This window comes from Janthinobacterium sp. KBS0711 (genome assembly GCF_000988085.1).
Taxonomy (GTDB): domain Bacteria; phylum Pseudomonadota; class Gammaproteobacteria; order Burkholderiales; family Burkholderiaceae_D; genus Janthinobacterium; species Janthinobacterium lividum_E.
The window spans coordinates 1-15,360 of sequence record NZ_LBCO01000027.1 but is presented as its reverse complement, the minus strand read 5'-3'; the positions used below and the strand labels follow the sequence as shown (position 1 = coordinate 15,360).

11 protein-coding genes, 1 tRNA gene and 1 pseudogene are annotated in these 15,360 nt (G+C 64.1%); 7 read left to right on the top strand and 6 right to left on the bottom strand.

Going from position 1 to position 15,360, the window contains the following annotated elements; all coding sequences use genetic code 11:
• Window positions 1-191, top strand: a 191-nt coding sequence (locus VM94_RS29080; protein WP_235432945.1) for a hypothetical protein, incomplete at its 5' end; no start/stop codon positions are given.
• A 50-nt stretch (window positions 192-241) separates the two neighbouring features.
• On the opposite strand, the gene VM94_RS17865 is transcribed toward VM94_RS29080, so the two are convergent.
• Window positions 242-2,425 (bottom strand): heparinase II/III domain-containing protein, encoded by a 2,184-nt coding sequence (locus tag VM94_RS17865; protein ID WP_046684717.1) that lies wholly within the window; start codon window positions 2,423-2,425, stop codon window positions 242-244.
• 233 nt (window positions 2,426-2,658) lie between these two features.
• Window positions 2,659-2,743, bottom strand: a tRNA-Leu gene (locus VM94_RS17860).
• A 408-nt stretch (window positions 2,744-3,151) separates the two neighbouring features.
• Here VM94_RS17860 and rnr point away from each other — a divergent pair.
• The 6 genes from rnr to udk all read left to right on the top strand — a co-directional run bounded on the left by rnr (window position 3,152) and on the right by udk (window position 9,260).
• A complete protein-coding gene (gene rnr, locus VM94_RS17855; protein WP_046684716.1) occupies window positions 3,152-5,677 on the top strand; it encodes a ribonuclease R in 2,526 nt (841 codons plus the stop codon).
• A gap of 14 nt (window positions 5,678-5,691) precedes the next feature.
• Entirely contained in the window at window positions 5,692-6,435 is a 744-nt protein-coding gene (rlmB, locus tag VM94_RS17850; RefSeq protein ID WP_034756912.1) for a 23S rRNA (guanosine(2251)-2'-O)-methyltransferase RlmB, read from the top strand.
• A 133-nt stretch (window positions 6,436-6,568) separates the two neighbouring features.
• Window positions 6,569-7,318 (top strand): serine O-acetyltransferase, encoded by a 750-nt coding sequence (cysE, locus tag VM94_RS17845; RefSeq protein WP_046684715.1) that lies wholly within the window; start codon window positions 6,569-6,571, stop codon window positions 7,316-7,318.
• Between the two features lie 10 nt (window positions 7,319-7,328).
• Entirely contained in the window at window positions 7,329-8,039 is a 711-nt protein-coding gene (locus VM94_RS17840) for a YceH family protein (RefSeq protein WP_046684714.1), read from the top strand.
• Window positions 8,040-8,052: 13 nt separating this feature from the next.
• The gene (locus VM94_RS17835) at window positions 8,053-8,556 is read left to right on the top strand and encodes a DUF2199 domain-containing protein (protein WP_046684713.1); all 504 of its coding nucleotides are present in this window, start codon (window positions 8,053-8,055) and stop codon (window positions 8,554-8,556) included.
• 59 nt (window positions 8,557-8,615) lie between these two features.
• Complete coding sequence (gene udk, locus VM94_RS17830; protein ID WP_046684712.1) at window positions 8,616-9,260, top strand: uridine kinase; 645 nt, start codon at window positions 8,616-8,618, stop codon at window positions 9,258-9,260.
• A 26-nt stretch (window positions 9,261-9,286) separates the two neighbouring features.
• On the opposite strand, the gene VM94_RS17825 is transcribed toward udk, so the two are convergent.
• The 4 genes and pseudogenes from VM94_RS17825 to VM94_RS28560 form a co-directional block, all read right to left on the bottom strand.
• Entirely contained in the window at window positions 9,287-10,456 is a 1,170-nt protein-coding gene (locus tag VM94_RS17825; RefSeq protein WP_052755812.1) for an HlyD family type I secretion periplasmic adaptor subunit, read from the bottom strand.
• On the bottom strand, window positions 10,453-12,585 hold the full coding sequence (locus VM94_RS17820) for an ATP-binding cassette domain-containing protein (RefSeq protein ID WP_200899232.1): 2,133 nt from the start codon (window positions 12,583-12,585) through the stop codon (window positions 10,453-10,455). Before VM94_RS17820 ends, VM94_RS17825 begins: the two co-directional genes overlap by 4 nt.
• Window positions 12,586-12,613: 28 nt before the next feature.
• A complete protein-coding gene (locus VM94_RS17815) occupies window positions 12,614-13,840 on the bottom strand; it encodes a TolC family protein (RefSeq protein WP_160309301.1) in 1,227 nt (408 codons plus the stop codon).
• A 180-nt stretch (window positions 13,841-14,020) separates the two neighbouring features.
• Window positions 14,021-15,360 (bottom strand): annotated as a pseudogene (locus tag VM94_RS28560) (hypothetical protein); the annotation flags it as partial.

Genomic DNA, 15,360 nt, shown 5'->3' with positions numbered 1-15,360 from the left:
AGGCACATGGACCTGAACCATGCGCGTCTACCAATTCCGCCACGTGGGCATTGTTACTGCTTGCTGCTTGTCGCTGCGTGTTCTGCAGCGAGGACAAAATCATAAGGGCTGGCGCGCATTCGGTCAATCAACATTTTGCACTTTTCTTCAAGAAACACCCTTTTCCCCTGAAAAAAGGCATTTCCCTATGAAAGGGAGGATAAGTCTGCCTGTTTTTTTTGCAAAAACAGGCATTGGGCGCTTATTGCGGCAGGGTGATGGTTTGCGTGCCTATCTGCAGCAAGCGTCCGCCAGGCACGGGTTCCAGCGAGGTTGGCACCGATTTGCAGCCGATATCGAGCACGATCAGGAACTCTGCCGCCATGGCCGGGGTGGTCTTGACGTAGGCGGCATGCTGCTGGCTGGCTTCCAGCGGTGGATTGGGGGCGCTGAATCTGGACAATTGCTCCTCGTCTGGCCGTAGTGATTGCAGGCAAAGCGAGGTGCTGCCGTTCTCTATGCTGGCCCGGCCATTCGGGTAAAGGTACAAGGTGTTGAGTGCATGCATGTTCCATTCGAAAGTGCGCGCTGTCGCGGAGTTCAGTTTGTCGCGCACCACCACCACGTCGTTCAGGCGCGAATACCATACCTGACGCCTGGCCAGGCTCAAGTCGTTGCTGTAGGCGGCACTGGCATCGCCTTCCACATAATCGAGGTCCCTGCCGGGCGTGAATGTCGTGATCTTGCCGTTTTTGTAGCGCATCTCGTAATGGCCTTCGATGAATTGACCTTTCCCGCCATCAAATGTGATGGCGTTGTGCGCACGCGACTGGCGGTACCAGTTCTGCGAAAGCGGCGATGCATAGTAGTCCTGGTAGCCGGCTTCGATCAGCAATGGCTTGCCGCCGCTGTTGATGACCAGGCTGTTTTGATCGCCGTGGCTGTGATTGAAAGCGCCAAACGGGCTCGATTTGAAGTAGACGGAAGTGCGGGCCGGATTGCTCATGTCGCTGTGCATGGCGGCCCAGCCTATGCTGGGGAAGAGCATGGCGTTGGGTGGCGCCTCGGGCGCGACAGTGTCGGCGGGAAGCGGGTAGGGCGCTTGCAGCAGGGTGATGGGATTTTCCTGCGCGCCTGGCTGGCTGCTGTACCAGGCGGCCGCTGGCGTGGCCTGGCGTGCCACATATGCCTTTAGTGGCGCCGGGTCCGGCTTGCTTTCATGGACATCGCCGAAGACATGGCGCGGTGCGTTTGGTGGAATGAACTGCATGAAATAATTGGCAAATCCCGCAGCCCAGGGTTTGTTGAACAGGCTGACGCCGGTGGCTTCGGCCAGCGGCTGCCATAATTGCAGTTGCATGTCGGTGGTGTACTGGCCATACGCCGAGCCGTTGGCAAAGCCGCCTTCCGGGCCGCTCCAGACGTGGACGATATGCATGTACGAGCGCACGGCGAAGTCGAACCAGGCTTGCGCTTCCGGCCTGGCATCGAGCAGCAGGGTCGAGGCGGCGGCAAGGTAGCCGAGTGCTTCGACGCCGTGCGAGTCCATGGGGGATTGATCCAGGCGCCCGCCGGCGGCGGACAGATCCGCATAAATGGGTGTCAGCCGCTGCGCGGCGACCGACAGCCAGTGCGCGCGGCGCGGCGCGTCCAGGTCCAGCCACAGGAAGTCGGCGCCCTTGGCAAGTACCAGGGCAATCATGCGCGCCACCTGATCCTGCGCTTTATAGCTGGTGGGGCCGTCCGGGCTCAGCGCGGCCAGCTGGTCGCCGCGCAGCATGGCTTCGTCCAGATACCTGCGTTCCTGTGTCAAGCGAAACAGCAGGGCGGCCGCTTCCATTTGGCGAATCACGGCGCCGGCGGCATTGGCGATACGGTTGTACTGGCCACTATCGTTGGGCGTGGTCCACAGGCCATCGTTGACGCTGGCCACGGCCGTGGTATTCAGATTGACTTCGCTGACGAGGCGGTTCAGGAAGGGGCGCCGCTTGCTCTCCATGGCGGCATCCCAGGCGCTCGCTTGCGTGAAGGCGGCTGGCAACTGGCGCGGGCGCGGGTGGGCCCGCACGGTGGCCGCGAGATCGGACGATTCGGGAACGACAAAAGTGCGTGAATTGCTGTCGATGGTAAATGGGCGTTTATCGGACCAGTTGCGGGGCGTGGAGAGCGGGCTCACGCGCCATTCATACTCGCCGAGCGGCAGTGCGCTCGATGGCAGCAGGAAGTTGCGCGAAACCGTGTGGCTGCTTGCGGTGCCGCCAAGCGGTAAAATCTCCACAACATATTGCGCGGGATAGCTGGCATGTCGCGGCCAGGCAAAGGACGGCGGATTTTGCACCTGCAATTTCACTTGCTCCGGTGCGGGTTTGACGATTTCAGGGCTGCTGGAGCGGGTGGTCACCCAGTCCGCCGCCTGGCTGGCGCCAGCGCCGAGACTCAATGCCATAAAGCTGCTGAAAAGAATCCGTTGGTGTTTGCCGGGCCTGCATGTCATGACTTCTCTCCGTAAGGCTGTTGCCAGCCACGCGCGATGCGCGGCCAAGGAGATGTCAATATACTATCAAATAGGCTGAGAATGTTCTTTTTTGATAATTTTTCAAGGCGAGTCGGTGCCGTGCTGCGGAAATGAAAAAAGCCGCAAACTCGTGAAAGTTTGCGGCTTTTTTGCGAATTAGGTAATGGTGCCCACGAAGGGACTCGAACCCCTACACCCGAAGGCACATGGACCTGAACCATGCGCGTCTACCAATTCCGCCACGTGGGCACTGATGCTGCTGTGACTTACTACATTACTGCTCGAGTACTTGTTGCCAAATAACTTAGCAACAATTCTGCTATTATAGCGACTTGAAGAGTTTTGCGCCAGATGAGCTTTCGCTCCATACTGCACATCAACCCTGTACCGCTTTCCTGCAACTGCATTCCCGTGAAGGTTTGTCGCTGCAAGAGACCGAGATTATAGAGCAATATTTGCCGAAGTCAAATGCATTGCGCAGCTTTTCTCCTTTTTTTCATCGGCGGGGCACTTGTTCGGTTTCCGCTACGCTGTCCGTTAGGCAAACCAAGGCGTCCTCCGGTACACTACCGGACATCACCGTGTCAATATTGACGGTGATGTCATCGGTCTTTGTCTTCCGTTTGATCACTGTCAATAACAACTATAGAAATACTTTTGAGCCAAAATACCCACACCATCCCCAGCCGGGAGGACATTCTCGGCATATTCCGCAGCGTCAACGCGCCTCTCGACCCGCAGTCTCTCGGGAAAACGCTGCAAGTGCATGCCGATTCCATGGATGTCCTCGTTCGTCGCCTGAAGGCGATGGAGCGCGACGGCCAGCTCAAGTCTGACGCCAGCGGTGTTTTCAGCCTGGCCGACCAGAGCGCGCTTGTCGCCGGTCGCGTCACCAGCCACCGCGATGGCTTCGGCTTCGTCATTCCCGACGACGCCAGCGCCGACCTGTTCCTGCCTGAGAAAGAAATGCAGAAAGTACTGCATGGCGACAAGGTCATGGCCCGCATCGTCGGCACGGACCGCCGCGGCCGCCCGGAAGGCACGATCGTCGAAGTCACCTACCGCGCCAATACCCACGTCATCGGCCGCCTGATCCAGGAAAACGGCACCTGGGTCGTGGCGCCGGAAGACCAGCGCATCGGCCAGGATATCCTGGTCACCGGTTCGGTGGGCAAGGCGAAAGCCGGCCAGATCGTCAGCGTCGAGCTGACCGAGCAACCGATGCGCTTCAAGCAGCCGGTCGGCAAGATCGTCGAAGTGCTGGGCGCTTTGGATGATCCCGGCATGGAAATTGAAATTGCCGTGCGCAAATTCAACGTGCCGCACATCTTTTCCGCCGCCGCCCTCAAGCAAGCTGAAAAGCTGCCGTTCGAAGTGCGTGCCGCCGACCTGAAAGACCGCGTCGACCTGCGCGACGTGCCTTTGGTGACCATCGATGGCGAGGACGCGCGCGATTTCGACGATGCCGTATATTGCGAACCCGTCAAGATCGGCCGCGCCAACTGCTTCCGCCTGATCGTGGCCATTGCCGACGTCAGCCATTACGTGAAACCGAACGACGCGCTCGATATCGACGCGCTCGAGCGTAGCACCTCCGTCTACTTCCCGCGCCGCGTGATCCCGATGCTGCCGGAAAAACTGTCGAACGGCCTGTGCTCGCTGAACCCGGCCGTCGACCGCCTGACCCTCGTCTGCGACGCCGTCGTCAGCGACAAGGGCGAGCTGAAGGCTTACCAGTTCTATCCGGCCGTCATCCACTCTGCCGCACGCCTCACGTATGACGAAGTCGCTGCCGTGCTGGGCAACACCAAGGGTCCCGAAGCGGCGCGCCGCGCGGACATCCTGCCGCACCTGCAAAACCTGGAAGCCGTCTACCGCGCCTTGCTGAAAGCACGCACGGAGCGGGGCGCCATCGACTTCGAGACGACGGAAACGTATATCGTCTGCAATAGCGCGGGCAAGATCGAAAAGATCATTCCCCGTACGCGCAACGAAGCGCACAAAATCATCGAAGAGTGCATGCTGGCAGCCAACGTTTGCGCAGCCGATCTGTTGCTGCGTAACAAGCACCCAGGCACCTACCGCATCCACGCCAGCCCGACCAAGGAAAAGCTCACGCAAGTGCGCACTTTCCTGAAACAGGTTGGCCTGAACCTGACGGGCGGCGACACGCCATCGGCATCCGATTACCAGACCCTGATGCAGCAGATCAAGCAGCGTCCCGATGCGGCCCTGCTGCAAACGATGCTGCTGCGCTCGATGCAGCAAGCCGTCTACAGCCCGGACAATATCGGCCACTTCGGCCTGGCCTACGAGGCGTATGCCCACTTCACCAGCCCGATCCGCCGCTATCCCGACCTGCTGACGCACCGCGCCATCAAGGCCATCTTGCAAGGCAAGAAATACGAGCCGAAGCTGTCCGAAAAAACCGTGCTGAACACGAACGTGTCGAACGCCACGCGCAAGCAGCAGGCGAAGGACAAGGCCGACGGCAAGCCGAAGAAGACGGATCTGACGATCTGGGACGCGCTGGGCGTGCATTGCTCGGCCAACGAGCGCCGCGCCGACGAAGCGTCGCGTGACGTCGAGGCATGGCTGAAGTGCTACTTCATGCAGGACAAACTGGGCGAGGAATTCACCGGCACCATCACGGGCGTGACCACGTTCGGCGTGTTCGTGCAACTGGACACCCTGTTTGTCGAAGGCCTGGTGCACGTCACCGAGCTGGGTACCGACTACTTCCAGTACGACGATGCGCGCCATGAATTGCGCGGCGAACGCACGGGCAAGCGTTACCAGCTGACCGACCGTTTGACGGTGCAGGTGGCGCGTGTCGACCTGGAAACGCGCAAGATCGACCTGCGTCTGGTCACCGATGCGGAACTGGCGGGCGAAGAAGCGCCGGCCAAGCAAGCTGGCGGCAAGCGCAAGGGCGAAAAGAAATCGATGGTCAAGCCCGGTCCCGCGACCGAGCAGCGCCACGAGATCAAAAATAGCGTCAAGACCGGCGGCCGTTCCAATGGCGCCAAGGCGCAAGCCAAGCCTGCAGCCAAGGACGCCCCCAAGGCGGCAGCCCCCAAGGCCGCCGAGTCTAAGCGCAGCAAGAAACCAGCCGCGGCACCTGCTGCGGCGGCACCACGTGCAGCAAAAACTGTATCAAAATCAAGCAAGAACAAGCGATAAGCGATAGATAGATAATGAAGAATAAAATGATTTTCGGCTTCCACGCCGTCACCTCGCGTCTGCGTCATGAAGCGTCGTCCGTGGAAGAAATTTTCGTCGATGCCAGCCGCGTCGACGGCCGCATGAAAGACATGATCGCCGCTGCCAAGGCTGCCAACGTGCGCGTCATGCCTGTCGACTCGTCGCGTCTGGACAAGATCGTCGGCACGCGCCGCCACCAGGGCGTGATCGCGTTTGCCTCGCAACTGTCGCTGGCGCGCAATCTCGATGAGCTGCTGGACGCCATCGATGGCCCACCGCTGCTGTTGATTCTCGACGGCATCACCGACCCGCACAACTTGGGCGCCTGCCTGCGCGTGGCCGACGGCGTCGGCGCACATGCCGTCATCGTGCCGAAGGACCGCGCCGTGGGCTTGAACGCCACGGCCGCCAAGGTCGCCAGCGGCGCCGCCGAAACCGTTCCGTACATCACCGTGACGAATCTGGCGCGCACCATGCGTGAACTGAAAGAGCGCGGCATCTGGCTGATCGGCACCTCGGATGACGGCGAAAAAGGCTTGTACGAAGCCGATTTCACGGGCCCGACGGCACTCGTCATGGGTTCCGAAGGCGAAGGCATGCGTCGTTTGACGCGCGACACCTGCGATATCCTCGTCAGCATCCCGATGTTCGGCTCCGTCGAGAGCTTGAACGTGTCCGTGGCATCGGGCGTGTGCTTGTATGAAGCCCGCCGCCAGCGGATTGCTTTAGAAGCATAAGTTAGCGTCACTTGGGGTCAGACCCGTCGGGTCTGACCCCAGCTTGCCGTTGAGGAGCCTCTCGACGTCAGCCCCTCCAGCACTCCCCCGCCGAATACGCTACCATTTGCGTTCCACCTTATTCATTGTCATTATGTTCCACCACCTGCGCGAAGACATCAACAGCATCATCGAACGTGACCCCGCCGCCCGCAATGGCTGGGAGGTGCTGACCTGTTATCCCGGTTTGCACGCCATCGTCATGCATGGCTGGGCGCACTGGTGCTGGACGCGGCACATGAAGTGGGTGGGGCGCTTCATTTCCTATATCGCCCGCATCATCACGGGCATCGAGATCCATCCGGGCGCGGTCATCGGCCGGCGCGTCTTCATCGACCATGGCTTCGGCGTGGTGATCGGCGAGACCGCCATCGTCGGCGACGACTGCACCATCTACCAGGGCGTGACCCTGGGCGGCACCTCGCTGCACAGCGGCGCCAAGCGCCATCCGACCCTGGAGCGCGGCGTCATCGTCGGCGCCGGCGCGCAGGTGCTGGGCAGCTTCACGGTGGGCGAGTACGCCAAGGTGGGCTCGAACGCCGTGCTGTTGAAACCCGTGCCGTCCGGCGCCACGGCCGTCGGCAACCCCGCACACATCGTGCAAAAGGATGTCAGCGCCCTGCGCGAGGGCAGCACTGCCCATTTGTTCGCCGCGTATGGCGTCACGCCCAACGGCGACGATCCGTTGTCGAAAGCCCTGCAAGGCCTGATCACGCATGCCGTGGCGCAGGAACAGCGCATCGAAACCATCCTCGCCACACTGAAGGCGGCGGGCATCTGCTGCCAGGGCGTGCCCGAGTGTGATAAATTCGATTCCGAGCAAATGAACAAGCTGGTTGACTAAGGATACAGGCATGACTACAGACGCAAACATAGCTGAAAACGCAGCAGAAAAAAGCACTGACAATCCGAATCTGCTCGACCCGTTCGAGATCCGCGTGCTGGCCGTGCTGGCCGAAAAGGAAGCGCTGACGCCGGACAGCTATCCGCTCTCGCTCAACGCGCTGACGAACGGCTGCAACCAGCTGTCCAGCCGCGATCCCGTCATGGCCCTGTCCGAAGAAACCGTCTACGACGTGCTGCAGCGCCTGATGCAACGCAAGTTCGTCAACGGCATCACGCAGGCCGGCGCGCGGGTCGCCAAGTACGAACACCGCATGCGCATCAAGTGGTCGCTGGAGCAGGACAAGCTGGCCATCCTGACGATCCTGATGCTGCGCGGCTTGCAGACGGCGGGCGAAATCCGCAGCCGCAGCGGCCGCGTACATGAATTCAAGTCCGTGGCGGAAGTGGAGTCGGGCCTGCAGTTTTTGATCGACAAATACCCGCCGCTGGTGGCCAAGCTGGCCGTCGCACCCGGCGCCAAGGAACCGCGCTACGGCCACTTGCTGGGAGGTGAGGAAGCGCTGGCGCAGATCGAGACGGCGGCAGGTTACGCCGGCGCCGTCAGCGCGCCGCAGCAGGGCAGCCGTGTCGCCCAGCTGGAGCAGGAAGTGCTGCAATTGCGCAGCGACTTCGATGGCTTGGCGGCGCAGTTCGAGGCGTTCCGCAAGCAGTTCGAGTGAGGGGCACGCAGGCGTGACTTTTTCCTTCCTGTGCCGTTCCTGCGGCGAACCCCACACGGGCATGCCCAGCTTCGGCGCCGATGCGCCGTGGCTGTATGAGCAGATGGCGCCCGCCGAGCGCGAAGCGCGCTGCCAGCTCGACAGCGACGCCTGCATCGTCGACGAAGAACATTGCTTCGTGCGCGCCACCCTCGACATCCCCGTGCATGGCTCGGATGAGCCGTTCAGCTGGGGCGTGTGGGTATCGCTGAGCGGCGATAGCTTCGATGCCTGGGACGCCTGCTTCAACGATGCCAAACGGGCGCACATCGGCCCCTTCTTCGGCTGGCTGAGCACGCAGCTGCCCGTGTATCCCGCTACCCTGAACCTGAAAACCCGCGTGCACCTGCGCGACGATGGCATGCGTCCGGCAATCGAGCTGGAACCGACCGATCATCCGCTGGCGCTGGAACAGCGCGACGGCATCACGGCAGAGCGGGTAGCCGAGCTGTATGCGCGGCTGGTGCATGGCGCGTGACAGACCCGGCTTCTCAGCCGCTCCCTGTCAGTCCGGCCCCGTTTCCGGTATCATTCGGCATGAATAATATTTCCTTCCAACCGTTTGTTATTGGTGTCGCTGGCGGAAGCGGCAGTGGCAAGTCCACCGTATCCCAACAAGTGCTGGCGTCGTTCGGCGCCGACATGGTCTCGGTCGTGATGCAGGACGACTACTACTGCGACCAAACCCATCTCTCCCCAGAAGTCCGGCGCCAGCAGAACTACGACCATCCGCAGGCGTTCGAGTGGCCATTGCTGGTGCAGCATATCCAGGCCTTGCGCAATGGCGAAGCGATCGAGATGCCCGAGTACGACTTCACGCTGCACAACCGCTCCAACCGGACCATCCCCGTCAAGCCGGCGCCGGTGATCGTGATCGAAGGCCTGTTTGCCTTGTATGACGAAGACTTGCGCAACATGATGTCGCTGAAGATCTTTGTCGACACGGCCTCCGACGTGCGCTTCATCCGCCGCATGCAACGCGACATCACGGAACGCGGCCGTTCGGTGGAAAGCGTCATCGAGCAGTACCTGGAAACGGTACGCCCGATGCACAAGCAATTCATCGAGCCGACCAAGCGCAATGCCGATGTCATCTTGCCGCATGGCGCGAATGGCCCCGCGGTCGACATGATCACGGCCAAGGTGGCCAGCGTGATTGGCCAGTTGAAACCGGCAGCTTGAAACCGGCCGGCTAAACGCCTGCTACGTCAGCGCTCTCCCATCGACTCCGAGAACGTCTTGGTGATCGGTTTCGTCAGGTAGCGCAAGACCGTCTTGCGGCCCGTATTGATTTCCACGGTGGCCGTCATGCCGGGCTGGATCAGGATCGGCTCGCCATTCTTGCCCATCAGATTACGCCCGCTGGTCTTGATCTGCACGCGGTAGTAGGGCTGCTCGTTGCCCTTGTTGTCTTCACTTAAAGTGTCGGCGCTGATGTAGCTGACGGTGCCGCGCAGGCGCCCGTAGATGCCGTAGTCGTAGGCATCGAGTTTCACGGCAGTGGGCAGGCCGGGCTTGATGAAGGCGATGTCGGCCGGTTTGACTTTCGCTTCGATGATCAGGTCGTCGTCCGTCGGCACGATCTGCAGGATTTCCTCGCCCGGCTTGGCCACGCCGCCCAGGGTAGTGAGGCGCACGTTGCGCACGATGCCGTCCGTGGGCGCGTAGATGTCCGTCGAGCCCAGCTGCTCCTTGCGCTGGGTCACCGTCTGCAGCACGCCGGCCAGGTCTTCCTGGGCCTTCACCAGGTCCGTCTGGCTGTCTTGCAGGTATTTGTTGCGCCGGTTGGTGATCTGCGCCTGGATGTCGACCACTTGCCGCCGCAGTTTCAGCACTTCGGCGCGGCTGACGTCCCCCGTTTCCAGCAGCGGCAAATTCATTTCCAGCTCTTCCTTGATCAGCTTCATGGCGCTTTCCAGCGAGCCCACTTCCGCCTGCACGGCGCCCTGGCGCTTGCTGAACAGGGCCAGCTGGTTGGCGCGAAATTCCGGAAACGCCTGCAGCTCGGGCGGGAACTTCGGCGCGCCGCCAAACACCTCGGCCTGCAGGCGCGCCACTGCCGCCTTCAGCCCGGCTGCCTTGGCCGTGCTTTCCAGGTAGCTCGTCTCGGCCCGGGTGCGGTCGAAACGGGCCAGCAATTCGCCCTTTTTCACCACACTGCCTTCATGCACGCGCAGTTCGGCCAGCACGCCGCCATCGGCCACCTGGATGATCTGGTTGCGTGAACTGGCGATCACCTGGCCGTTGGCGCGCGTGACCTGGTCCAGCTCCGCCCATGAAGCCCAGGCGATGACACCGGCCAGCGCCGCCGTGCAGCTCCAGATCAGCACCCGGCCCCGTTTCGCTTCCTCTTTCGCTTCGACCTTGGCCAGTTTCATGCGACGGCTCCTTGCGCCACCGGCGCAGTTGCGGGACTGGGCACGGCCTGCGGCTTGCCCGACAGCTTGGCCAGCACGGCATCGCGCGGGCCGTCGAGCAGTACTCTTCCCGCCTGCAGCACCACCAGGCGGTCGAGCAGGGGCAGCAGGGCGTTCTTGTGCGTGGTGGCGACCATGGTCACGCCTTCGGCCGCCAGTTCGCCCAATAGCCCGACGATGCGCGCTTCCGTCTTCGCATCCATGGCCCCCGTCGGTTCATCGAGCAGCCAGATGCGCGGTTTGGCCAGCAGCAGGCGCGTGACGGCGATCAATTGCCGCTGGCCGCCCGACACGCCGCGCCCGCCTTCGGTAATGCCCAGCGCCAGCCCCCGTGGCTGGCCCAGTATCAGCTCGATCAGGCCCGTGCGCTTGGCCGCCGCCAGGATCGCCTCCTCGCCCGGGTCGGCCAGTCCCAATAGCAGGTTGTCGCGCAGGGTGCCGCTGAACAGCCGCGTTTCCTGCGGCAGGTAGCCGACCATTTCACGCACCACGGCCGGCGCCAGCAGGGCCATGTCGACGTCGCCCAGGTACACCTTGCCTTCGGCCGGCTGGTACAGGCCCGAGGCCAGTTTCAGCAGGGTGCTCTTGCCCGAGCCGATGGCGCCCACCAGGCCGACCCGTTCGCCGGGGAGGATGGCCAGGTTTTCCACTTCCAGCGCCACCTTTTGCGCGCCGCCGTACGTAAAGCGGATGCGTTCGAAGCGCAATCCCGTATCGAGGCTGCGCGGCGTCAGCGCGAACTGCGCGTTGTCGGCCTCGTTGGGCAGGCTGATGACCTGTTCCAGGCCGTCGATCGAGGCGCGCGCGTGCGCCCACTGCACCATCACGGAGGGCAGCTGCACGATGGGCATCAGCGCGCGGTTGCTGATGATGGTGCAGGCCATCAGGGCGCCCATGGTCATCTGGTTCTCGGCCACGAACCACGCGCCCATGGAGATCAGCGCCACGTTGGTCAGCTGCTGGAAGGCGGCCGTGATGTTTTGCGACAGGGCCGCATAGTCGCGGATATTCTGCTCCGCGTGGCTCGTTTCGGCCACCAGTTCGGCCCAGCGCGCCTGCATCATCCATTCGGCGCTGCTGCCCTTGAGCGTTTCCACGCCATCGACGGCTTCCACCAGCAAGCCCGCCTTGCGGTTGCTGGCGTTGAGGTTCTTGCGCGTGTGGCTCTGGATGGCGCGCTGGAACATCAGCCCGCACACGAGGGCCAGCGGCAGGGCCACCAGCGGCACCACCACCAGCCAGCCGCCGATGATGGTGATCATGGCGAGGAAAATCAGGGCGAAGGGTACGTCCGTCAGTACGAACAGCGAGGTGGACGTCAGTACGCCGCGCACCATTTCAAAACCTTTCACCTGCGCCGCCAGGGTGCCGACGGAAGCGGGGCGCGCCTCCATGCGGATGCCCAGCATGCGCTGGAAAAACCACTCGGACAATTCATGGTCGACGTCATTGCACGAGTGGTCGACGATGCGGCTGCGCACCTGCTTGAGGATGAATTCCAGGCCGATCGACAGGGCCACGCCCACCACCAGCACCCACAGGGTGCTGAAGCTCTGGTTCGGGATCACGCGGTCGTACACCTGCATGGAAAACAGCGAGGTAGCCATGGTCAGCAGGGTCACGAGCGCGGTGGCCAGCACGGCGTCGACAAACACGCTTTTCTTCAGCCACAGGGCCTTGCGCACCAGGTCCAGCGCACCGGGGCGGGCACCGCTTTTTTCGCTGCGGCGCGGCAGGCCCGCGCAAGCGAGGCCCGCCAGCGAGGCCAGTTGCAGGGCACGCCCATCGATGCCTTCGCCGCGCCAGGCGCCGTCGGCGCCGCGCGACTGCAGCAAGCCCCAGCCCGTGCTGGCGCTGTAGACGGCAAACGGCAGCTCGCCCGGCGTCGGCTCGTGCAGCGGACGCGCCGCGCCTTCCAGGCCGGCCGCCTGCCAGATGGTGGTCAATACCGCGCTGGGCGCGCCATTGTCGTCGACCTCATCGAGCTGGCGCTGCAGGTCGGCCAGGCGCGCTCTAGCGACATGCTGGCCTGTCAGGCGGGCGGCCCGTTCGATGAGTGTCAGCAAGCCATGTTTGATGGAGGTATCCACGCTGTCTCCTGTGTGCATCATGTCGGTGTCAATTCGCGCGCGCCAGGCCCGCCGGCGTCGTGCGCCCGGCCAGGGTGCCCGTCTGCGCGGCCAGGCGCAGGCTGGCGGCAATCGCCTGCGCGCGCGTGTCTTCCAGCGAAAAGCGGGCCTGGGTTGCTTCGCGCACGGCGTTGAGCACGTCGTTCCAGCTCTTGCGGCCGATCACGTACTGGCGCGCATACGATTCGAATACCTGCGTCGAGGTGGTGCTGGCTTCGCCCGCGTTGCCCAGGCGCTGGCGGCTCGCTTCGGCCTCGTTCCAGTCCAGGGTGAAACGCTCGCGCACGTCGCGCTCGGCCGCATCGTGCGCGGCGCGCGCGCCTTCGCGCCGGGCAACGGCCGCGTCCACGCCGGCCTTGGCCGACAGGCCGGCGCCCGGCTGCGCCTGCAGCACCAGCATGGCGCGCGTGCTGTTGTCGGCATTGATGCCGCCGCCCGTGGGCTTTTCCATGCGCAGCACCACCTTCGGCATGTAGGCCGAGCGCTGCATGGTGATCTCGGAATCGGCTGCCTGCGCCTCGAAATCGAGGCGGTGCAGGGTAGGGGAGTAGTCGATGGCCTGGCGCATGACCCGATCCAGGCTGGCGTCGGGCAGCGGTTCGCCCACGCCGATGCCGGCGGCGGTGACGAGGCGCACGGGTTTGCCGGCCAGTTGCGACAGCTGCGCCAGCGCATTTTCATGAGCCTGGCGCGCATTCGACACGTCGTTGGCCGCCTGGTAGGCGCGCGATTCGGCCAGGCGCTGGTCCGTTTGCGAACTGACCGACTGCGCCACGCGGCGCTTGATCATGTCCAGCAGGCGCTGGTGTTCGGCAAGACCCTCTTCGGCCGAGCGCATGCGGGCTGTCTGGCGCAGCGCTTCCGTGTAGGCGGCGATCACGCGCAGCGAGAGGGTCAGGCGTTCTTCTTCGATGGCCGCGCCGGCCGCGTCGACCCGGCTGCCGGCCGCATCGATGCCCGCGTTGATGCGACCGCCGCTCCACAGGGGCTGCTCGATGCGCACCACGCCGCCCGTTTCACGCGACCCTGCGGGAACTTCGGCCGACAGGCTGGGGAAGCGCTGCCACTGCGCGCCATCGAGGTCGGCGCGCGCGGCCGCCTGCGCCGAGCGCTTGCCTTGCACGGCGGGATGGTTTTGCAGCGCCTGCTGCAAGACCTGGTCGAAACTCCAGGCGGTGGCGCCCTGGGCTTGGGCGAAGGAGCTGATGGATGCCATGGCCATGGCCGCCAGCAAGGCCGCGCCACGTGGCAGTACAAACAATGCTGGGAAACCGCGTAATCTCATCCCGTATTTTTCCGGCACCAGGCCTGAAGCATTTCAAGGTAGGGGCGGGAGCGTGCTGCTGCATGCTCCCGCTGCCGTGCCAGGCGCGGCGCCTGGCTTGGGTGCACGGCGTCAGACGACGAAGTTGGCCGCCGTCAGTTGCGTGATGTTCACCCCGCTGAGCAGCACCAGCGCCGTGTCGATGGCGTTGGCGTTGCTCAGGTCACTCGAGTGATATACCGTCACGGCGCCGCTGTTTTGCGCATCGGCGATGACGATGTAGCCCTGTCCCGACAAGACGCTGTCGTCGGCCGCGATGGCGCTGGCCGCCGCGCCGATCGACACGGACGTGCCGTCGAAGATGAACAGGTTGTTGTTGCTGAAGTCCGTGCCCACATTGACGCCGACGGCCACCGACGCCGTCAGGTCGGCGATGGCCGACATGTCGATGACGTCGCCGCCGGCGGCCGGCAGGCCCGTGCTGAAGTCGGCTACCGTCAGCGGGTTGTGCAGGGCATTCTGGCTCAGCACGAACAGCTGGCTCGCATCCGTCAGGTCGGCCTGCGCCTGGGCCGCTGCCGCCGCCGCGGCATCGGCATTCGCCGCCACCGTCAGCGAGCCCGCGTCCGTCAGGTCGGCCTGCGCCTGCGCCTGCAGGGCGGCGGCCGCTGCCGCATCGGCTGCCAGGTGCAGGGCGTTGGCGTCCGTCAGGTCGGCCGTTTGGGTCGCTGCCAGGGCCGCTGCCGCTGCCGCATCGGCGGCCTGCGTGAGCGCCGCGGCATCGGTCTGGTCGGCGATGGTTTGCACGGCCGCGGCGTGGGCCGCATCCGTGGCTGCCACGGATGCCAGGGCGCTGGCGTCGGTCTGCGCGGCGATGGCGTTCGCTTGCGCCAGGGCGATGTCGGCCGCTTGCGCGTCGGCATTGGCCTGGGCTGCCGCCGCGTCGTCCGCATACGCGGCGTTCGCATTGGCATGCGCCTGCACAGCTGCCGCTGCCGCGCTGGCGGCGGCGGCATCGTCGGCTTGCGCCACTTGCAGGGCCAGCAGGGATGCTGCGGCCTGTGTCTGCGCCAATGCCGCTGCCGCATCGTCGGCATGGGCGGCCAGCGCGGCTGCCGCCGCATTGTTGGCGTTGATGGTGGCAGTCGCTGCCGCCGCATCGTCGGCCTGCGCCGCCTGGGTGAGCGCCAAGGAGGCGGCGGCCTGCGCTGCCGTTGCCGCGGCCGCGTCGTCGGCGTTCTGCGCTGCGGTGGCCGCTGCCAGTGCGCTGGCCGCCGTTGCCGCCGTGCTGACAGCCAGGGCGTCGGCGGCAATGGCTGCCGTGTGCGCGGCGGTGGCGGCAGCGGCATTGGCCGCTGCCTGGTTGGCGGCCGTGTCGTCGGCCTGCGCCGCCTGTGCGGCGAGCAGTGACGCTGCCGCTGCGGCGGCGCTGGCGGTGGCGGTGGCATCGGCCGCTGCCGCTGCCGTGGCAG

Bases quoted from the DNA above. Each gene is read 5' to 3' on its own strand.
- VM94_RS17865 (WP_046684717.1), bottom strand. From the start codon at position 2,425: ATGGCATTGAGTCTCGGCGCTGGCGCCAGCCAGGCGGCGGACTGGGTG.
- rlmB (WP_034756912.1), top strand. From the start codon at position 5,692: ATGAAGAATAAAATGATTTTCGGCTTCCACGCCGTCACCTCGCGTCTG.
- cysE (WP_046684715.1), top strand. From the start codon at position 6,569: ATGTTCCACCACCTGCGCGAAGACATCAACAGCATCATCGAACGTGAC.
- VM94_RS17840 (WP_046684714.1), top strand. From the start codon at position 7,329: ATGACTACAGACGCAAACATAGCTGAAAACGCAGCAGAAAAAAGCACT.
- udk (WP_046684712.1), top strand. From the start codon at position 8,616: ATGAATAATATTTCCTTCCAACCGTTTGTTATTGGTGTCGCTGGCGGA.
- VM94_RS17825 (WP_052755812.1), bottom strand. From the start codon at position 10,456: ATGAAACTGGCCAAGGTCGAAGCGAAAGAGGAAGCGAAACGGGGCCGG.
- VM94_RS17815 (WP_160309301.1), bottom strand. From the start codon at position 13,840: ATGGCATCCATCAGCTCCTTCGCCCAAGCCCAGGGCGCCACCGCCTGG.